Origin of the sequence: Leifsonia sp. SIMBA_070 (genome assembly GCF_046534635.1) — a bacterium.
In the GTDB taxonomy this organism is placed as follows: Bacteria; Actinomycetota; Actinomycetes; order Actinomycetales; family Microbacteriaceae; genus Leifsonia.
The window spans coordinates 2,001,241-2,020,336 of sequence record NZ_JAWRYK010000001.1 but is presented as its reverse complement, the minus strand read 5'-3'; the positions used below and the strand labels follow the sequence as shown (position 1 = coordinate 2,020,336).

The 19,096-nt window shown below is 70.2% G+C and carries 20 protein-coding genes; 16 read left to right on the top strand and 4 right to left on the bottom strand.

Translation table 11 applies throughout. The features are described 5' to 3' along the window. Positions 1-21: 21 nt before the first annotated feature. On the bottom strand, positions 22-402 hold the full coding sequence (locus SB754_RS09515) for a glyoxalase superfamily protein (protein WP_410782081.1): 381 nt from the start codon (positions 400-402) through the stop codon (positions 22-24). Positions 403-539: 137 nt separating this feature from the next. Between SB754_RS09515 and SB754_RS09510 the strand changes: the two genes are divergently transcribed. The 3 genes from SB754_RS09510 (at position 540) to SB754_RS09500 (ending at position 2,864) form a co-directional block, all read left to right on the top strand. Continuing rightward, entirely contained in the window at positions 540-1,484 is a 945-nt protein-coding gene (locus SB754_RS09510) for a DnaJ domain-containing protein (protein WP_410782080.1), read from the top strand. A gap of 112 nt (positions 1,485-1,596) precedes the next feature. Further along, positions 1,597-1,986, top strand: a complete 390-nt coding sequence (locus SB754_RS09505) for a VOC family protein (protein WP_410782079.1) — start codon at positions 1,597-1,599, stop codon at positions 1,984-1,986. Between the two features lie 38 nt (positions 1,987-2,024). Then, positions 2,025-2,864 carry a DUF1295 domain-containing protein gene (locus SB754_RS09500; RefSeq protein WP_410782078.1) on the top strand — a complete coding sequence of 280 codons (840 nt, stop codon included), beginning with the start codon at positions 2,025-2,027 and terminating at the stop codon, positions 2,862-2,864. Here the strand turns inward: SB754_RS09500 and SB754_RS09495 are convergent. Next, positions 2,786-3,292, bottom strand: coding sequence for a hypothetical protein (locus SB754_RS09495; protein WP_410782077.1), 507 nt, complete (start codon positions 3,290-3,292; stop codon positions 2,786-2,788). The two genes, SB754_RS09500 and SB754_RS09495, sit on opposite strands and share 79 nt — an antisense overlap. A 32-nt stretch (positions 3,293-3,324) precedes the next feature. Between SB754_RS09495 and SB754_RS09490 the strand changes: the two genes are divergently transcribed. The 7 genes from SB754_RS09490 to SB754_RS09460 all read left to right on the top strand — a co-directional run bounded on the left by SB754_RS09490 (position 3,325) and on the right by SB754_RS09460 (position 7,556). Then, entirely contained in the window at positions 3,325-3,801 is a 477-nt protein-coding gene (locus tag SB754_RS09490) for a hypothetical protein (RefSeq protein ID WP_410782076.1), read from the top strand. A 1-nt stretch (position 3,802) separates the two neighbouring features. Next, the gene (locus SB754_RS09485; protein WP_410782075.1) at positions 3,803-4,192 is read left to right on the top strand and encodes an RNA-binding S4 domain-containing protein; all 390 of its coding nucleotides are present in this window, start codon (positions 3,803-3,805) and stop codon (positions 4,190-4,192) included. Then, positions 4,192-5,022 carry a DUF72 domain-containing protein gene (locus tag SB754_RS09480; RefSeq protein WP_410782074.1) on the top strand — a complete coding sequence of 277 codons (831 nt, stop codon included), beginning with the start codon at positions 4,192-4,194 and terminating at the stop codon, positions 5,020-5,022. Before SB754_RS09485 ends, SB754_RS09480 begins: the two co-directional genes overlap by 1 nt. 27 nt (positions 5,023-5,049) lie before the next feature. Next, positions 5,050-5,682: a CDP-alcohol phosphatidyltransferase family protein gene (locus SB754_RS09475; protein WP_410782073.1), complete on the top strand. Its 633-nt coding sequence runs from the start codon at positions 5,050-5,052 to the stop codon at positions 5,680-5,682. After that, positions 5,675-6,181 (top strand): FHA domain-containing protein, encoded by a 507-nt coding sequence (locus SB754_RS09470; protein ID WP_410782072.1) that lies wholly within the window; start codon positions 5,675-5,677, stop codon positions 6,179-6,181. The genes SB754_RS09475 and SB754_RS09470 overlap by 8 nt, the downstream gene beginning before the upstream one ends. Beyond that, positions 6,181-6,870 carry a MerR family transcriptional regulator gene (locus SB754_RS09465; protein ID WP_410782071.1) on the top strand — a complete coding sequence of 230 codons (690 nt, stop codon included), beginning with the start codon at positions 6,181-6,183 and terminating at the stop codon, positions 6,868-6,870. The genes SB754_RS09470 and SB754_RS09465 overlap by 1 nt, the downstream gene beginning before the upstream one ends. Positions 6,871-7,004: 134 nt before the next feature. Then, a complete protein-coding gene (locus tag SB754_RS09460) occupies positions 7,005-7,556 on the top strand; it encodes a MerR family transcriptional regulator (protein WP_121261500.1) in 552 nt (183 codons plus the stop codon). A 143-nt stretch (positions 7,557-7,699) separates the two neighbouring features. Here SB754_RS09460 and SB754_RS09455 read toward each other — a convergent pair whose 3' ends face one another. Beyond that, the gene (locus SB754_RS09455) at positions 7,700-8,509 is read right to left on the bottom strand and encodes a ParA family protein (protein ID WP_410783294.1); all 810 of its coding nucleotides are present in this window, start codon (positions 8,507-8,509) and stop codon (positions 7,700-7,702) included. A gap of 79 nt (positions 8,510-8,588) precedes the next feature. Between SB754_RS09455 and SB754_RS09450 the strand changes: the two genes are divergently transcribed. The 5 genes from SB754_RS09450 to SB754_RS09430 all read left to right on the top strand — a co-directional run bounded on the left by SB754_RS09450 (position 8,589) and on the right by SB754_RS09430 (position 16,151). Beyond that, positions 8,589-11,993, top strand: coding sequence for a pyruvate carboxylase (locus tag SB754_RS09450; protein ID WP_410782070.1), 3,405 nt, complete (start codon positions 8,589-8,591; stop codon positions 11,991-11,993). A 95-nt stretch (positions 11,994-12,088) separates the two neighbouring features. Then, positions 12,089-13,456 (top strand): AAA family ATPase, encoded by a 1,368-nt coding sequence (locus tag SB754_RS09445; protein WP_410782069.1) that lies wholly within the window; start codon positions 12,089-12,091, stop codon positions 13,454-13,456. Positions 13,457-13,492: 36 nt separating this feature from the next. After that, positions 13,493-13,984 (top strand): peptide deformylase, encoded by a 492-nt coding sequence (def, locus tag SB754_RS09440; RefSeq protein WP_410782068.1) that lies wholly within the window; start codon positions 13,493-13,495, stop codon positions 13,982-13,984. A gap of 23 nt (positions 13,985-14,007) precedes the next feature. After that, positions 14,008-14,853 (top strand): NAD-dependent epimerase/dehydratase family protein, encoded by an 846-nt coding sequence (locus tag SB754_RS09435; RefSeq protein WP_410782067.1) that lies wholly within the window; start codon positions 14,008-14,010, stop codon positions 14,851-14,853. Positions 14,854-15,113: 260 nt separating this feature from the next. Continuing rightward, complete coding sequence (locus SB754_RS09430) at positions 15,114-16,151, top strand: endonuclease domain-containing protein (RefSeq protein ID WP_410782066.1); 1,038 nt, start codon at positions 15,114-15,116, stop codon at positions 16,149-16,151. Between the two features lies 1 nt (position 16,152). Here SB754_RS09430 and SB754_RS09425 read toward each other — a convergent pair whose 3' ends face one another. After that, positions 16,153-17,982 (bottom strand): AMP-dependent synthetase/ligase, encoded by a 1,830-nt coding sequence (locus SB754_RS09425; RefSeq protein WP_410782065.1) that lies wholly within the window; start codon positions 17,980-17,982, stop codon positions 16,153-16,155. Between the two features lie 146 nt (positions 17,983-18,128). Here SB754_RS09425 and SB754_RS09420 point away from each other — a divergent pair, with 146 nt between their 5' ends. Then, positions 18,129-19,079 carry an ROK family glucokinase gene (locus tag SB754_RS09420; RefSeq protein ID WP_410782064.1) on the top strand — a complete coding sequence of 317 codons (951 nt, stop codon included), beginning with the start codon at positions 18,129-18,131 and terminating at the stop codon, positions 19,077-19,079. The last annotated feature ends 17 nt before the right edge of the window (positions 19,080-19,096 follow it).

Here is a 19,096-nt window from a genome sequence, read left to right as displayed (position 1 = left end):
CGCCCTGCCGGCCGCGACCTGCTAGCCGCGCTGGGGCAGCTCCTGCAAAGTCCAGGCGTTCCCGTCGGGGTCGGCGAAGTCGACGAACCGGCCCCACGCCAGATCGGCGACGCCCCGCGCGTCGACCCCGTGCTCCCGGAGGTGGGCGAGCGCCGCATCCGCGTCGGGGACCACGACCTGCAGGCCGGACATCGTGCCTGGCGTCATCTCAGTCAGGCTCTCGCCGAACGCGATCGAACAGGCGGACCCAGGAGGCGTCACCTGGACGAAGCGCACGGTCGGCGACACGCGGTGGTCGTGGTCGGCGTTCCAGCCGAGCGTGTCCACGTAGAACGCCTTCGCGCGGTCGACGTCGGTGACGGGGAGGATGATGAGCTCGATGCGCCAGTCGCTGATGGTCATGGTCTGTGCCTTCCTGATCGGTTGCTTTCACGCTATCCGGGCATGCGGTCAGTTTCCGGCCGCAATGGGAATTCGGCGATTTCGCGGATCCGCGCGCTAGGGTCGGAAATCCACCGACCGAAAGAGATCACCGCGCGATGAGCGACTCCCCGGCCTCGCCCACCCCGTACGAGGTCCTCGGCGTGCACCCCGACGTGAGCCACGACGAGCTGCGCCGGGCGTACCGGCGCCTGCTGCGTGAGACGCATCCGGACACCGGAGGGACCGCCGCCGCCTTCCAGTCCGTGCAGCACGCGTGGGAGCTCATCGGCGACCCGGAGGACCGCGCCCGCTACGACCGAGGAGAGAGCATCACCGTGGATGCCGTCGCGGGCGACTCGGCGGGTGGCGGCTTCAGCGCGACCATGCACAGCGCGCGCCCGTCCTCCGGCGCCACGGTACGCGCCCGCAGCTACGGCCACCCCGGCGGGCGCTCCCGGGAGCGGTTCCTGGGCCTGATGCGCGAGTGGATGGGGCGCGGCGCCGGCGATCCGGACCCGTACGATCCCGCCCTGGTGCGCTCGGCGCCTCCCGAGATCCGCCGGCTGCTCGCCGGGGCGCTCGCCGAGGAGGCGACCGCCCGCGCGGTGACAGGGCTCGGCATCGGCTTCACCATCTGGAACGACGTCGCCGTGCATCCCTCCACCGACGCCAAGCTCGACCACATCGTGCTCGGCCCGGCCGGGCTGTTCGCCGTCCGCTCGGCCGACTGGGGCGGCCCGGTGAAGCTGGCGAAGGGCGAGCTCGTCGGCGCGGGGATCGGGCCGGATGAGGAGCCGTTCCACGAGCTGCACCGGGCCGCCAAGAGCTTCGGCCGCCAGGCGGGCGTCCGGTTCACCGGCCTGATCGTCGTAGTGCCCGACGGCGACCTCGACGTGCCGTTCGACGTCGTGCGCCGCGGGCGGCTGGCCGGTTCGATGGTCGTCCGGCGCTCGCTCCTGCCACGGGTGCTGCGCGACGGGGCCAACGCCGCGGGCCGGGAGAGCGTCGATCGGGCCTTCGAACTGCGCACCCGGCTTCAGGAGGCCGTCCGCTTCGTCTGAGCCCCTTTCTCCCCAGGGCACCTCTCCCCAGGGCACTTCTCCCCTTGGCGCTTCTCCCCAGGGCACCGAAACCTCTAGACGCGGGGACGCCTCCCCGAGCAGAGTGGAGCCCATGGTCACTCCACTCGAGATCTTCAGCGGTTTCAGCGTCGACGACATCCCCGCGGCGAAGGCGTTCTACGGCGACACCCTGGGGCTGTCCGTCTCGGACGGCTCCATGGGCAACCTCGACCTGGAACTCCCAACGGGCGGTCACGTCTTCATCTACCCGAAGCCCGACCACGAGCCGGCGAGCTTCACCATCCTGAACCTGGTGGTGGCCGACATCGACGCAGCGGTCGACGAGCTGAATGCGGCGGGCGTGGCGACGGCCATCTACGACGACCCGAACCTGCCGACCGACGAGAAGGGCGTGCTGCGCGGGCGCGCCGCGAACCGCGGGCCGGACATCGCCTGGTTCCGCGATCCCGCCGGCAACGTGCTCTCCGTGCTCCAGAACTGACGTCGCGCCGGGTGCACGTCCTCTCCTCGCCCTAGGATGTGGTCGTGGAGCCGTTCATCGTCTGTCTGTGGATCCTCGCCGCCGCCTGCGCGGCCACCTGGGTGCTGTCGCTCATCACGGGGGAGCACTCCTGGGTCGACCGGATCTGGTCGATCGTGCCGGTCGTCTACGTGTGGGTCTTCGCCGGGGCGGCCGGACTCGCAGACCCGCGGCTCGACCTCATGGCCGTGCTGGTGACCCTGTGGGGCGCGCGGCTCACCTTCAACTTCGCCAGGAAGGGCGGCTACAAGCCCGGCGGCGAGGACTACCGGTGGGAGGTGCTGCGCGGCCGGATGCACCCTGCCGCCTTCCAGCTGTTCAACCTGTTCTTCATCGTCGTCTACCAGAACATCCTCCTGCTGCTGATCGCGCTGCCCGCCTGGACCGCGTACCAGCACCGCTCGCCCCTCAACCCGCTCGACATCGTGCTCGCCGCGGTGTTCGTCGCCTTCCTCACCGGTGAGACCATCGCCGACCAGCAGCAGTGGCGGTTCCATCAGTGGAAGAAGGCGGAGTCCGCCGCTGGCCGCACGCCCTCGCCGCGGTTCCTGCAGACCGGCCTGTTCCGCTTCTCACGGCACCCGAACTTCTTCTTCGAGCAGGCGCAGTGGTGGGTGCTGTTCCTCATCGGCTGCGTCGCCGCGGGCTCGGTGCTGCAGTGGACGGTCATCGGTCCGTTGCTGCTGACCGGCCTCTTCATCGGCTCCACGGTGTTCACCGAGAGCATCACGCGCTCGCGGTACCCGGAGTACGCGGAGTATCAGGCGCGGACGTCGCCGGTCGTGCCCTGGTTCCCGGGCCGCGGGAACACCGCGCGCATGTGGTCGGAGTCGAGGTAGTCGGCCACCCCGATCAGGATCAGGCTGAAGACGATCTGCTCCGTCACCATCCACAGCGGGTAGAGACCAGGGATGGCGGCGATCACGAGGGTGACCACCGGGAAGATCTTGGCGAAGAGCCGCAGTCGCGAGTAGGCCCAGTAGTAGCCCTTCGCGGCGCGCCAGGCGAAGTAGAACAGCGTGGCCGTCATTCCGAGGACGATGACCGACCGCATCCACACCGGGAACGCCACGGCGACGCCGTCGAGGGTCAGGACGACCGCGACCACGACCGCCGACAGCCCGATCACCAGTTCGGCGGCGAGCAGCCAGCCGACGACCGTGAACGCCCGGCGCGTGCGCGGGTGCGTGCGGCCCTCATCCGGCACCGTGTAGCCCGCGTGACGGCCTCCCGCGATGCGGTCCAGCCGCGCGAGGAGTGTTTCCATAGAAACACGGTAACCCGGGCTACGGTGGGAATATGTCGTGCATCCGGTTCAACACCCCCGCCCAGCGTCAGGCCATGCGGACCCACCGGCCGGCGATGCTCACCGCCGAGGAGGCCGCAGCCCTGCATCCGGCGCCCGAGGTGACCGAAAGCAAGCTCCGCCGGCTCCGGCTGCTGGCCTCCGAGGCCAACCCCAAGATCCGGGAGGCGGTGGCGAGCAGCTACAACACCCCGGAGGACCTCTTCCTCACCCTGGCGAAGGACCCCGACGAGGGCGTGCGCGGCTGCGTCGCGAAGAACGAGGCGACCCCGTGTGACATCCTGCGGATGCTCGCCGACGACCGGTCGGAGATCGTTCGCGGCTGGGTCGCGGTCAACTACTTCGTGCCGGCGGACGTCATGGAGAAGCTCGCCTCCGACCGCAGCCGCACCGTGCGCAGCCTGGTGAAGTGGAAGGCGTCGCTGTCCGAGGAGACGACCGGCGCCCCGAAGGCGCCCGCGGCGGTCTGACATGCCGGGGACCGCGGCGACGGGCGGACCGCAGAGCGTCCGTGTCGACTCCTGGGCCTGGGCGGTCCGGCTGTTCAAGACGCGCTCGGCGGCCTCCGACGCGTGCAAGGCCGGCCACCTGAAAGTCAACGGCGAACGCGCCAAACCCGCCCAGCCCGTCAAGGTGGGCGACGAGGTGCGCGCGTTCGTGGGCGGGACCGAGCACATCTACATCGCCCGGCGGCTGATCGTGAAACGCGTCGGCGCCGCCATCGCCGCCGACTGCTTCGAGGACCGGACTCCACCGCCGCCGGAGCGCACAGAGACGCCCGCCACCGTCGTCCGCGAACGCGGAGCCGGGCGCCCGACCAAACGGGAACGGCGGCTGCTCGACCAGCTCAGGGGCCGCTGATGGCGCTCGCCCGCATCGGCATCTCGGGCTGGACCTACGCCCCGTGGCGCGGCGTCTTCTACCCGCCCAAGCTGCCGCACCGGCTGGAGCTCGAGTACGCCTCCGAGCGGCTCGACTCCATCGAGATCAACGGCAGCTTCTACTCGCTGCAGCGCCCCTCCAGCTACCGTACCTGGGCCGAGCACACGCCGGAGGAGTTCGTCTTCGCGGTCAAGGGCGGCCGCTACATCACCCACATCCTGCGGCTGAGGAACGCGCGGACGGCCCTCGCCAACTTCTTCGCCTCCGGCGTCCTCGCGCTGGGGCCGAAGCTCGGACCGCTGCTCTGGCAGCTCCCGCCGACCCTCCAGTTCGACGCCGGCGAGGTGGACGCCTTCCTCGCCATGCTGCCGCGGACGACCGCACAGGCCGCCGTCCTCGCCGGAGAGGCCACGCTCGACGAGGACAGGACGCACGCAGCCGCCGACGCCGACCGGCCGCTGCGGCATGCCGTGGAGGTGCGCCACACCTCCTTCGACGTCCCCGCCTTCGCGGAGCTCGCCCGTGCCCACGGCGTCGCGATCGTGCTCGCCGACACCGCGGGGCGTTACCCGGTCATCCGCGACCTGACCGCCGACTTCGCCTACGTCCGGCTGCACGGCGACGAGGAGCTCTACACCAGCGGGTACACCGACGAGTCCCTGGACCGGTGGGCGGAGGAGCTGGGCGGCTGGCTGTCGCGCGGGATGGACGTGTACGCCTACTTCGACAACGACGTGAAGGTGCGCGCGCCGTACGACGCGATGGGCCTGCGCGACCGGCTCGCCATGTGGACACCCCGTCCGCACTGAGAGAGGGCGCTCACTAGACTCGTCAGCGTGGAGGGTGGAAGCGCGGTGGTGAGTTCGCGGGTCTGGACCGTCCCGAACGTGCTCAGCTTCTTCCGGCTGGCCCTCGTGCCGGTCTTCCTCTGGCTGATCATCACCGGCCAGGACGGGCTCGCCCTGCTGGTGCTCGTGGTGTCGAGCATCACCGACTTCCTCGACGGCTGGCTGGCGCGCACGCTGAACCAGGTGTCGCGTCTCGGGCAGCTGCTCGACCCCGCCGCCGACCGGCTGTACATCTTCGCCGCGCTGATCGGCCTGTGCTGGCGCGAAGTCATCCCCTGGTGGCTGTTCCTGGTGGTGGTGGCGAGGGATGTGATGCTCGCCGTGCTCGGCGTCATCCTCGCCAACCACGGCTTCGGCCCGCTCCCGGTGCACCACCTCGGAAAAGTCGCCACATTCTGCCTGTTCTGGGCCCTCCCGCTGCTAATGCTGGGGGAGGCGTTCGCGCCCGTCGCGCCGTTCTCGCTGCCCCTGGGCTGGGCCTTCGCGCTGTGGGGCGCCTTCCTCTACTGGTGGGCGGGAGTCGTCTATATCCGCGAGACGGCACGTGTCATCCGACTTCCGGCCGATGACAGCGGCGCTGCATCGGATACGCTGGACCGCAAGGAGGTTGACGGTGCCTGAAGACATTGACCCGAACGCTGAGAACAGCGAAGCCGACGACGCCGCCCGGAACCCCCTGCGGGACGCGGCGGCCAACGAGGACACGACCGCGCGCTTCGGCGAGGAGTTCATCTCGAAGATGTACCCCTCCGGCGAAGTGTCGCCGGAGGAGCAGGAAGCCATCGCGGCGCTGCCGACCGGTTCCGCGCTGCTGATCGTGCGCCGCGGACCGAACGCCGGTGCGCGCTTCCTGCTCGACGCCGACGTGACGACCGCGGGCCGCCACCCGAACGCCGACATCTTCCTCGACGACGTGACCGTGTCCCGCCGCCACGCGGAGTTCACGCGCCGCGGGACCTCGTTCGAGGTCCGCGACCTCGGGTCCCTGAACGGCACGTACTACGACGGCGTCCGGATCGAGAGCGCGCAGCTCGCCGACGCCGCCGAAGTGCAGATCGGCAAGTTCCGTCTCACCTTCTACGCGTCGCGTCACGACCTCGCCGCAGCGGCGAACGGCTAGTGGCGCGGCCGGCTCAGAGGGCCGCCGGCGATGCTCCGGCCCTCCTCAGCATCGGCCAGGTGCTGGCTCGGCTGACGCCCGAGTTCCCGGACCTGTCGTCCTCGAAGCTGCGCTTCCTCGAGGAGCGCGGGTTGGTGTCGCCGTCGCGCACCGCTTCGGGCTACCGCAAGTTCTCGCCGGCCGACGTGGACAGGCTGCGGGCCGTGCTCGGCATGCAGCGCGACCACTACCTCCCGCTGAAGGTGATCAAGAAGTACTTCGCCGACCTCGACGCCGGGCTCGACCCGGTGTTCCCGGGCAGCGCGCCGGCCGGGTCCATCCTGGGCTCGCGCCGGTATCGTCGCGATGAGCTGCTGCGCGAGGCGGGCGCCGACGCCGACCTGCTGCAGGATGCCGTGAGCGCGTCGCTCCTTCCCGCCTCCGACGTCTACGGCGACGAGGCGCTGACCGTCCTGCGGGCGCTGGCCGAACTGCGGAGGAGCGGTATCGAGCCGCGCCACCTCCGCGGGTTCCGGGCCGCCGCCGAGCGCGAGATCGGCCTGATCGAGACCGCTCTGGTGCCGATCGCGCGGCGCAACGACGTCAGCAGCAAGGCGCGAACGGCCGAGCTGGCCCGCGAGATCGCGGCGCAGCTCGACGTGGTGCGCGGGAGCATCATCCGGTCGTCCATCGCCCGGTTGCGTCCGTGACGACCGACGATCACCTCGACACGCCGAGATCGAAAGAGCGGATGTCGTTGCCCGGCGACCGCCGCATGGGTACCGTGGATGAAGCGACGCGGTTGCGGCGCGCGATCCACTATCCCGGGTGAGAGGCGAACATCATGAGCGAACTGAGTCGTGACGATGGCGCCTCCCGGTACGACCTCGGTCTCCTGTTCACCGACGGCCTGCCCGAGATGGACGACGTCAACGGCTACCGCGGCGCCGTCGCGGCGCGCGCGGCCGGCATCTCGTACCGCCAGCTCGACTATTGGGCGCGCACCGGTCTCGTCGAGCCGACGGTTCGCGGCGCGGCCGGTTCCGGCTCGCAGCGCCTCTACGGCTTCCGCGACATCCTCGTGCTCAAGCTGGTGAAGCGCCTCCTCGACACCGGCATCTCGCTGCAGCAGATCCGCACAGCGGTGAATCAGCTGCGTGAGTCCGGCGTCAACGACCTCGCGCAGACGACCCTGATGAGCGACGGCGCGAGCGTGTACCTCTGCACCTCCAACGACGAGGTCATCGACCTGGTCAGCCGCGGCCAGGGTGTCTTCGGCATCGCCGTGGGCAAGGTCCTCCGCGAGGTCGAGACGAGCCTGGTCGAGCTGGACACGCAGTCCGACGCGATGGACGAGCTCGCCGCTCGCCGCGCAGCCCGCACCCGCGCCTCCTGACCTCGGGGCATCCCGCCCACCATCGAGTCCACACTTTTTGCACGCCTGCGCGGCGTGTCGCGTGCAGAATTCGTGTACTCGACGGCGGGGGACCACCAGCGGGCGACGGAGGAGCGACGGCGGGGGCGTGAGGGTGCGGAGCGTCAGGACTGGGCGGTCGCGTACTCGCCGAGGCGAGCGGTGCGGAGCACGCGCTCGAGCAGCATGTCGAAGTTGTGCGCCATCTCCTGGGCGCTCTCGCCCGGCCAGACGTGGAGCGGCTTCGCCGCGCCCTGCGCCTGCTGCAGCGAGGTGCGCTCGGGCAGCTGCGGTGAGAGCACGAGCGGGCCGAACATGTCGCGCAGCTCCTTGATGCGGAACTGGTGCTCCAGCGACTGCACACGCGCGCGGTTGACGATGATGCCGAGCGGCTGGAGGCGCGGCGACAGTCCGCGGCGGATCTCCTCGATCGCGCGCAGCGCGCGGTCGGCGGCCGCGACCGAGAACAGGCCGGGCTCGGTGACCACCGCGACACGGTCGCTGGCGGCCCACGCGGTGCGCGTGAGGGCGTTCAGGGAGGGCGCGCAGTCGATCAGCACGAGCTCGTAGTCGTGCTCGACGTTCGCGAGCGCCTCCTCGAGCTTCCAGATGTCGCGGATGCTCGGGTGCGGGCCGTCGAAGTTGATCGCCGACGGGCTCCCGATCATGACGTCGATGGTGCCGGAACGGCCCTTCGTCCAGCCCGACGGAGCGATCGCGGCACGCACGATCTTCTCCTTGGGGGAGGCCAGCACATCGGCGACGTTGAGGTGACCGGCGACCTGGATGTCCATGCCGGTGGAGACGTCGGACTGCGGGTCGAGATCGACCACCAGCGTCCGGAGTCCCTTCGCGAACGCCGCCGACGCCAACCCGAGCGTCACCGTCGTCTTTCCGACACCGCCCTTGAGGGAGCTAACGCTGAGTACGTGCACGAGAGCCACGTTACCTTCACTAGTCTTAGAGAACCTAACCGTTTGCTGTGTGGTGTCGACCCCTGCTCGAAAGGTCCCCATGTTCCGAAAGATCCTCGTTGCCAACCGCGGTGAAATCGCCATCCGAGCCTTCCGGGCCGCGTACGAGCTCGGCGCCCAGACGGTCGCCGTGTTCCCGTACGAAGATCGCAACTCGATGCATCGCCTCAAGGCCGACGAGGCGTACCAGATCGGCGAGCCGGGGCACCCGGTGCGCGCCTACCTCGACGTGCAGGAGATCATCCGCGTCGCCCAGGAGTCCGGTGCGGACGCGATCTACCCGGGCTACGGCTTCCTCTCCGAGAACCCGGAGCTCGCCGAGGCCGCCCGCGCGGCCGGCATCGCCTTCATCGGCCCGCGCGCAGAGGTCCTCGAGATGGCCGGCAACAAGGTGACCGCCAAGGAGCACGCCATCGCCGCCGGCGTCCCCGTGCTCAAGTCCACGCCGCCGTCGCGCGACATCGACGAGCTGATCGCCGGCGCCGACGACATCGGCTTCCCGATCTTCGCCAAGGCCGTCGCCGGCGGTGGCGGGCGCGGAATGCGCCGCGTGAACAGCAAGGCCGACCTGCGCGCCTCGCTCGAGGAGGCGATGCGGGAGGCCGACAGCGCGTTCGGCGACCCGACCATGTTCCTGGAGCAGGCCGTGCTCCGCCCGCGTCACATCGAGGTGCAGATCCTCGCCGACGGCACGGGCGAGACCATGCACCTGTTCGAGCGCGACTGCTCCGTGCAGCGCCGCCACCAGAAGGTGGTCGAGATCGCTCCGGCCCCGAACCTGTCGGAGGACATCCGCCAGTCGCTGTACCGCGACGCGATCGCCTTCGCCCGCTCCATCGGCTACGAGAACGCCGGAACCGTGGAGTTCCTCCTCGACACCGCGGGGGAGCGCGCCGGCCAGCACGTGTTCATCGAGATGAACCCGCGCATCCAGGTGGAGCACACGGTCACGGAGGAGATCACCGACGTCGACCTCGTGCAGTCGCAGATCCGCATCGCGGCCGGCGAGACGCTTGCAGACCTGGGCCTCAGCCAGGAGACCGTGCAGATGCGCGGCGCGGCGCTGCAGTGCCGCATCACCACCGAGGACCCGACCGCCAACTTCCGACCCGACACCGGCAAGATCACCACCTACCGCTCGCCGGGCGGAGCGGGCATCCGCCTCGACGGCGGCACGATCAACCCGGGTGCGCAGATCAGCCCGCACTTCGACTCCATGCTCGCGAAGCTCATCACCCGAGGCCGTGACTTCCCGGCCGCCGTGCTGCGCACCCGCCGCGCGCTGGCCGAGTTCCGCGTGCGCGGCGTCGCCACGAACATCCCGTTCCTGCAGGCCGTCATGGAGGACCCGGACTTCATCGCGGGCAATGTCTCGACCTCCTTCATCGAGGAGCGCCCGGAGCTGTTCAAGGGCCGCGCGTCGAAGGACCGCGGCACCAAGGTGCTGAACTGGCTCGCCGACGTCACCGTCAACCAGCCGAACGGCCCGCGCCCGCTTTTGGCCGACCCGGCGGAGAAGCTGCCCGCGATCGACCTCGCCGCCCCGGCGCCCGCGGGCTCGCGTCAGCGCCTGCTCGAACTCGGCCCGGCCGGGTTCGCCGAGGCCCTGCGCGCGCAGACGGCACTGGCGGTCACCGAGACGACGTTCCGCGACGCCCACCAGTCGCTGCTCGCGACTCGCGTCCGCACGCGCGATCTGCTGGCCGTCGCCCCCTACGTCGCACGGATGACCCCCGAGCTGCTCTCCGTCGAGGCCTGGGGAGGGGCGACCTACGACGTCGCCCTCCGCTTCCTCGGCGAGGACCCGTGGGACCGCCTGGCGGCACTGCGCGAGGCCTTGCCGAACATCAACATCCAGATGCTGCTGCGCGGCCGCAACACCGTCGGCTACACGCCGTACCCGACGCAGGTGACGGACGCCTTCGTCCGGGAGGCCGCGGCCACCGGTGTCGACATCTTCCGCATCTTCGACGCCCTCAACGACGTTTCGCAGATGCGACCCGCGATCGAGTCCGTGCTCGCCACGGGCACCTCCATCGCCGAGGTCGCCGTCTGCTACACGGGCGACCTGCTCGACCCGGCAGAAGACCTGTACACCCTGGACTACTACCTGCGGCTCGCCGAGCAGATCGTCGAGTCCGGCGCGCACATCCTCGCCATCAAGGACATGGCGGGGCTGCTGCGGCCGTCCGCCGCCGAGAAGCTGGTCGCGGCCTTCCGCGAGCGGTTCGACCTGCCCGTGCACGTGCACACGCACGACACCCCGGGTGGTCAGCTCGCGACGCTGCTGGCCGCCTCGCGGGCCGGTGCCGACGCGGTGGACGTCGCGAGCGCGCCGATGGCCGGCACGACCAGCCAGCCGAGCGCCTCCGCCCTCGTCGCCGCCCTCGCGCACACCGAGCGCGACACGGGCATCTCGCTGGCCGCGGTCGAAGACCTCGAGCCCTACTGGGAGGCCGTGCGCCAGGTCTACCGGCCCTTCGAGTCGGGACTTCCCGGCCCCACCGGTCGCGTCTACAAGCACGAGATCCCCGGCGGCCAGCTCTCCAACCTGCGTCAGCAGGCGAAGGCCCTCGGCCTGGCCGAGGACTTCGAGCTGGTGGAGGACATGTACGCCGCCGCCAACCGCATCCTGGGCCGTATCCCGAAGGTGACCCCCTCGTCCAAGGTCGTGGGCGACCTGGCGCTGCACCTGGCCGCCGTCAAGGCGGACCCGGACGACTTCGCCGAGAACCCGCAGAACTACGACATTCCAGACTCCGTGGTCGGCTTCATGGCCGGCGAGCTGGGCGAGCTGCCCGGTGGCTGGCCGGAGCCGTTCCGCACCAAGGTGCTGGCCGGCAAGACCGTCAAGGTGGGCGTGGAGGACCTGTCCGCCGACGACGCCTCCGCCCTCGAGGGCGACAGCGAGGAGCGTCGCGCGACCCTCAACCGCCTGCTGTTCCCCGCGCCGACGCGCATCTACGAGCAGATGCGCGAGCTGTTCGGCGACCTGTCCGTCGTCGACACCCTCGACTACCTGTACGGGCTGGCGCAGGGCGGCGAGCACGTGATCGAGTTCAGCCGCGGCGTGCGGCTGTACATCGGCCTGGAGGCCATCGGGGAGGCCGACGAAAAGGGCATGCGGACGGTCATGACCACGCTCAACGGCCAGTTGCGGCCGGTGTTCGTGCGCGACCGCAGCATCGTCGTCGAGTCGAAAGCGGCCGAGAAGGCGGATACGGCGAAGCCCGGTCAGGTCGCGGCGCCGTTCTCGGGCGTGGTGACCCTCCAGGTGGCCGTGGGCGACACCATCGCACCGGGCCAGGCCGTCGCCTCGATCGAGGCCATGAAGATGGAGGCGGCCATCACCGCACCCGTCGGCGGCACGGTCGAACGGCTGGCCATCCCGAAGACGCAGCAGGTGGACGCGGGCGACCTGATCGTGGTCATCCAGCCGTCCTGAGACGGGCTCACGACCCCCGTCGCGACGCCGAACGGCGCGACGGCCTACAATGACGATTCGCGGGACCCGCCCGCAGCAGAAGGAGAACGCACGACGTGGCAGATGGTCATGACGCCGACACCCCGGAGCCGCGCGCACCGCGCGAGCTGGTGCCGGCCGACGACGAGCTGACGCCGGCCGCCGCCTTCGAGCCGGCCGGGTCGCTCGACGTGGAATCCACTCTCAGCATCGCCGTGGACCTGCCGCCGGCGCCTCCGCCCGAGATCCCGGAGGACGAGGCGGCGGTGGCGATCGACGAGGTCCCGGTCGACCCGGGCTTCGTCGCCTCTCCGAGCGAGCCGACCACCATGTCGGTCGCGATCGTCGCGTCCCGGCTGGCGACCACGCCGGCCGCGTCCGCGGGTGAGGCCGGCGACGGTCCTGCCGCCGCGGCCGTGGCCGAGGATGCGCCGCCCTTGCCCTCGAGCGAGCCGTTCGCCGGCTCCCGGCGCGATCGCCTGCGCGGCGAGCAGTCGGTCCAGCCGGAACCGGCCGCGATGCTGACCGCCGATCGCCTCCTGGAGGTCAACCGCAAGACCCGGCCGGGCCCCGAAGGGCCGTGGCAGCGCTTCGTCTACAACGTCACCTTCCGCACCGTGAACCTGGGTGACTCCGCCAAGGTCCGCGCCCGCAAGGAGCTCGACCACCGCATCCAGAAGCAACTGGAGGGCGGCGCCCGCTTCGTGCCCGTGCTCACCCGCAAGGGCGGCGTCGGCAAGACCACCGTGACGACGCTGCTCGGGATGGCGCTGGCCTCCGCCCGCGAGGACCGCATCATCGCGATCGACGCGAACCCGGACCGCGGCACCCTCTCCGAGCGCGTCCCCCGGCAGACCCGGTCGACGGTGCGCGATGTAGTGCACAAGGCGGCGAGCATCGGAGGCTTCACCGACTTCTCCGCTCTCGTCTCGCGTGACGAGACGCGCCTCGACATCCTCGCGTCGGACACCGATCCCATGCTCTCGGAAGCGTTCGACGAGAACGACTACAACGTCGTGGCCGACCTGTCGGCGCGGTTCTACTCGATCGTCCTGACCGACTGCGGCACCGGAATCGTGCACTCGGTCATGCGGGCGACCCTCCAGCGCGCCGACTCCCTCGTCATCGTCTCCGGCGGCAGTGTGGATGAGGCGCGGCTCGCCTCCGAGACCCTCACCTGGCTGGAGGCCAACGGCTACGGCGAGCTGGTGCGCAACGCGATCGTCGCGCTGAACACCGCGACGCACGCGACCAACCTGGTGAAGCTGGAGGAGATCGAGGCGCACTTCCGTTCACGGGTGCGCGAGATCGTCCGGGTGCCGTACGACCCGCAGCTCGCCGCCGGCTCCGTGGTGTCGTGGAAGGACCTCAAGCCGCTCACCCGCCTCTCGGCGCGCACGCTGGCCGCCCTCGTGGTCGAGGGCCTGCCCGCCGAGCGCGACTGAGCCGCCCGACCGTCCCCGTTCTCTCGAGGAGTACCTGTGACCGAACGTCAGATCCGCCTGTTCGGCGATCCCGTGCTGAAGACCCCGTCCGACCCGATCAGCGAGATCGACGACGGTGTGCGCGGGCTGGTCGAAGACCTGGTGGACAGCGTCCTGCCGCCCGGCCGCGCCGGCGTCGCCGCCCCGCAGATCGGCGTCAACGAGCGCGCCTTCAGCTACAACGTGGATGGCGAGGTCGGCTACATCATCAACCCCGTCCTCGTCGAGGTGTCGGGGGAGCCGGAGCTGATCGACGAGGGCTGCCTCTCGGTGCCGGGGCTCTGGTTCAAGACCCTGCGCTACCCGTTCGCCCGGGTCACCGGGATCGACCTGAACGGCGAGCCGGTGGAAGTGTCGGGGACCGGAGTGCTGGCCCAGGCGCTGCAGCACGAGACCGACCACCTCGACGGGAAGCTCTACCTGGACCGGCTCGACAAGGAGAGCCGCCGTGAGGCGATGAAGCAGATCCGCGAGTCCGACTGGTTCTAGGCGCACACGCCTAGACTGGCCGTATGCGAATCGCGGTCACCGGAGGATCGGGCAAGCTCGGGCGCACTGTGGTGCGCGAGCTGCGGAAGGCGGGCGACCAGGTGGTCTCCCTCGATGCGACGGGCGAACGCGGTCCAGGGTTCGTCCGGGTCGACCTGACCGACTTCGGTCAGACGGTGGACGCCATCCTCGGGGTGAACGACCAGCACGACGGGTTCGACGCCATCGTGCACCTGGCCGCAGTCCCGGCGCCGGGCATCCTGAGCGAGGTGGCGACCTTCCACAACAACATCCGGGTCACCTACAACGTGTTCCAGGCTGCGCGCCGGGCGGGCATCCGCAATGTCGTCTACGCCTCGAGCGAGACCGTCCTCGGGCTGCCGTTCGACGTGCCGCCGCCCTACATACCGGTGGACGAGGACTATCCCGCACGTCCCGAGAGCACCTACTCGCTGGTGAAGCACCTCGAGGAGCAGATGGCGATCGAGCTGGTGCGCTGGGACCCGGCGCTGAAGATCGTCGCCCTGCGGTTCTCCAACGTGATGGACCCGGAGGACTACGCCGCCTTCCCCGCGTTCGACGAGGACGCCCAGGCGCGCAAGTGGAACCTCTGGGGCTACATCGACGGCCGCGACGGAGCCCAGGCCATCCGCCGTGCCCTCGAGTGGGACACCACCGGCTTCGACCGCTTTATCATCGCCGCCGCCGACACCGTCATGAGCCGCCCCAACGACGAGCTGGTCGCGGAGGTCTTCCCCGGCGTCCCGCTGAAGCGCGCCCTGGGCACGAACGACACCCTCCTGTCGATCGACAAGGCCCGCCGCATCCTCGGCTACGCCCCCGAGCACTCCTGGCGCGACGAGGTCTGAGCCTCCTCTCTCCTCCCTCCGTCCCTCCCCGTCTTCTCCCGATTCGTGACGAATCCGCGTTATCGTGCCCCCTTTCCGCACATTCGTCACGAATCAGGGCGCACCCGGCGAGTTCCCGATTCGTGACGAATCGGCGCCTCGGCGGCGCGATACGGCGGATTCGTCACGAATCGGGAGGGGAGGGGATGTGGAGAACGATGCTGTCTCCACAGATTCGAACGAGCGCGCTCGCGGGTTCGAGCAGGGCGCGACCATGAGGGATGCGCACCCCACAACCCCTGCCTGCGGCTCTCGTCGGAGTCCCGTTCACTCCCGCTGACGCGCGGCGCCACGGCGTCCCCGCCGATCGGCTCCGGGCTCGCGACCTGCACCATCCGTTCCACTCCATCCACGTCTCGGTGGCGCCGAGCAGCCTTCGTCAGCTGTGCGAGGCGGCTCTCCCCCTTCTTCCTGAGCGAGCGTTCTTCAGCCACGGGACCGCCGCGGCGCTGCTCGGTGTGCCGCTCCCCGCCCCGCAGCCGCCGGACGGACTGCACGTCTCGGTCGAGTTTCCGCGCAGGCCTCCGCGCGGCCGCGGGATGACCGGCCACACTCTCCGTCGCGTCTCGGGCCGGATGATCGATGGCCTGCCGGTCAGTGCGCCCGCGCACGTGTGGTGCCAGCTCTCGGGCGCGATCGACCGGGAGGATCTGGTCGCGGCGGGGGACCATCTGGTCGGGGCCCGGACGCGTCCCGCGCTGGCCGAACTGGAGGAGCTGGAGGCTCTCTCCCGCGAACTCTTCCGGACGAAAGGAGCGCCCGCCCGGGCGTGGGCGCTGCCGCGCATCCGTTTCGGGGCGGATTCGCGCCCCGAGACGCTGCTCAGGCTGTTCCTGGAGGACCGCATCGCCGACGAGCTCGAGGTCAACAGGCCGGTGCCGATCCAGGGAACCGGCCTGACGCTCCACCCGGACCTCAGCATCCCGACCAGGCGGATCGCGTTCGAGTACGAGGGTGACGGGCACCGCTCCGACCGGAGGCAGTGGCATCGTGACATCGAGCGCCGGGAACTCCTCGAGGCTCAGGGCTGGCGCGTGGTCCGAGTCACGGCAACCGACCTCTTCGCCGACAGGGACGCCTTCCTCGCGCGCCTCGTCCGATTCGTGCCGAATCTGGCCAATGCGCCGGCGAAAGGCAACATTCGTCACGAATCGGCGGGCGGGAAGCGCGCGATTCGCAACATTCGTCACGAATCGGCGGGCGGGAAGCGCGCGATTCGCGACATTCGTCACGAATCGGCGAAACCCGTGTGGCGGTGACTCAGTGCGCGAGCGAGAAGCCCTCGGTGCGCGGGTTGTCGCTGTAGAGGCCGTCGATGACGTCCGCGAAGTCGGCCAGGATGACGTTGCGCTTGATGCTCAGCTTGGGGGTGAGGTGCCCGCTCGCCTCGCTCAGCTCGGTCGCCAGCACGACGAACTTGCGGATGCTCTCCGCGCGAGACACGCCGGCGTTCGCGTGGTCGATGGCGCGCTGGATCTCGGCGTGCACGGCCGGGTTGACCGACGCCTCCGCGAGCGTCATGTCCTTGTCCTCGCCGTTGTTCGCCAGCCAGGTCGGCAGCATCTCGGTGTCCAGGGTCACCAGCGCGGAGATGAACGGCTTCTGGTCGCCGACCACGATCACCTGCCCGACCAGCGGATTCGCCCGGATCGGGTCCTCGAGGGCCGCGGGGGAGACGTTCTTGCCGCCGGCGGTGACGATGATCTCCTTCTTGCGGCCGGTGATGGTCAGGAAGCCGTCCGCGTCGAACGATCCGATGTCGCCCGTGCGGAACCAGCCGTCGTCGAACGCCGCCGCCGTCGCCTCCGGGTTCTTCCAGTACTCCTGGAAGACGTTGATGCCGCGCACCTGGATCTCGCCGTCGTCGGCCAGGCGCAGGTCGACACCGGGGAGGGCCGGGCCCACAGTCCCGATCTTGAACAGGTCGGGCCGGTTGACGGTCGCAGGAGCGGTCGTCTCGGTCAGTCCGTAGCCCTCCAGCACCTTGATGCCGAGGCTGTGGAAGAAGTGGCCGAGATGCGACCCGAGCGGCGCGGATCCCGACACGGCGTACTTCACGCGCCCGCCCATGGCGGCCCGGAGCTTCGAGAAGACGAGCCGGTCGTACAGGGCGAACTTCAGCTTGAGGCCGAAGGGGACGGAGCCCGCTTCGACCGCCTTGGAGTGCTCGACGGCCACCTCGGCGGCCGCGCGGAAGATCTTGCCGCGGCCGCCCGCTTCGGCCTTCTGCTCCGCCGAGTTGTAGACCTTCTCGAACACCCGCGGCACGGCGAGCAGGAACGTCGGGCGGAAGCTGGCGAGCGCGGGGAGCAGCTGCTTGGTGTCGGCCTGGTGGCCCACCTTCACGCCGCCGGTGATGCAGAGGACGGCGATGAAGCGCGCGAAGACGTGCGCGGTCGTGATGAACAGGAGCGTGGATGCTCCGCCCGGCTGCTGCACGACCTCCTTCAGCGCCTCGGCCGAGTTGCGCGACAGCTCGACGAAGTTGGAGTGGGTGAGCACGCAGCCCTTCGGCCGGCCGGTCGACCCGGAGGTGTAGATGAGGGTGCCGATGTCGGACCCCTTCGCGATCCGGCGGCGGCGCTCGATCTCGTCGTCGGGCACGTCGACGCCGGCCGCAGCGAGCTTGTCGAGGTCGCCCAGGTGGAGCTGCCACACCGTCTCGATCAGCGGGAGCTCCGGGTGCACCTCGTCGAAGCGGGCGTGCATCTCGGCGGTCTCCAGGAACACCGCGATGGCGCCGGAGTCCGACATGTTCCACTGGATCTGCGTGGGGGAGGACGTCTCGTAGATGGGGACGAGCACCGCTCCGGCGAACCAGGTCGCGAAGTCGATCAGCGTCCACTCGTACCGGGTCTTCGACATCAGCCCGATCTTGTCGCCCGGCTGGATGCCCGCGGCGACCAGTCCCTTGGCCAGAGCGATCACCTGACGGTGGAACTCGGCGGTCGTGATGTCCTTCCACCCGTCTCCGTCCGGCAGGCTGAACAGCGGCGCGTCGGGGGTCTCTGCCAGCCGCTGCACCAGCAGGTCGGTGGCGTTGGCCTCCGGGTCGGCGGGGACGAGTGTGGGTGTGTCGATCTGTTTCACGGTAGCTCCCTCGATACCGGCGGGCGGGCGTCCGGCCGAATGGCTTCGGCCGGAGGGGTTGATTACACTCTAGATGGTCCTGCCGGGAGGCTCCTCTGCGCCGGCGACCTCACCCCCTCAGCCCGCATCCTGCAGGAAGGCATTACGTGCACGCGATCGGCATCGACATCGGCGGGACCAAGATCGCGGGAGCCGTCGTCGACGAGCTCGGCGCGATCGTCCGCGAGGACCGGGTCCCGACCGACGCGAGCCGGCCGGAGGAGATCGAGAACGCCGTCGTCGAGATGATCGAACGGCTGTCGGACGGTCCGGAGGAGATCGCGGGCGCCGGGGTCGCGGCCGCCGGCTTCATCGACGCCGCGCAGTCCACCGTCTATTACGCGCCGAACATCAGCTGGCGCCACGAGCCGTTCCGCGAGAAGCTCGAGCAGCGGATCGACCTCCCGGTCCTCATCGAGAACGACGCGAACGCCGCCGGCTGGGCCGAGTTCCGGTACGGCGCGGGCCGTCTCGTCTCGGACATGGTGGTCCTCACCATCGGCACGGGCGTGGGCGGCGCGATCGTCAGCAACGACCGCCTGTTCCGTGGAGGCTTCGGAGCGGGCGCAGAGATCGGGCACATGCGCGTCGTCCCCGGCGGGCTGCCCTGCGGGTGCGGGGCGCACGGCTGCATCGAGCAGTACGGTTCGGGGCGAGCGCTGCAGCGGATGGCGAACGAGCTCGCCGACGCCGGCGGAATCGGTCAGGGCCTCGCCGACGTCCGGGCGCGCACCGGGGCATTGAGCGGCCTCGACATCAGCGCCCTGATCACCGCCGGCGACCCCGGCGCGCTGGCCGCTCTGCGGCAGCTGGGCGACTGGCTGGGCCAGGCGTGCGCGAGCCTCGGAGCCATCCTCGACCCGCAGCTCTTCGTCTTCGGGGGCGGTGTCGCGCAGGCCGGTGAGCTCCTGCTCGACCCGATCCGCCAGGCGTACCTCGAGAACCTGCCGGCGCGCGGGTTCCACCCGGAGCCGGAGTTCGCGATCGCCGAGCTCGTCAACGACGCCGGGGTGGTCGGTGCGGCCGACCTGGCGCGCCTCCACGCCTCCTCCATCTAGGCGACCGGCGGGGATAG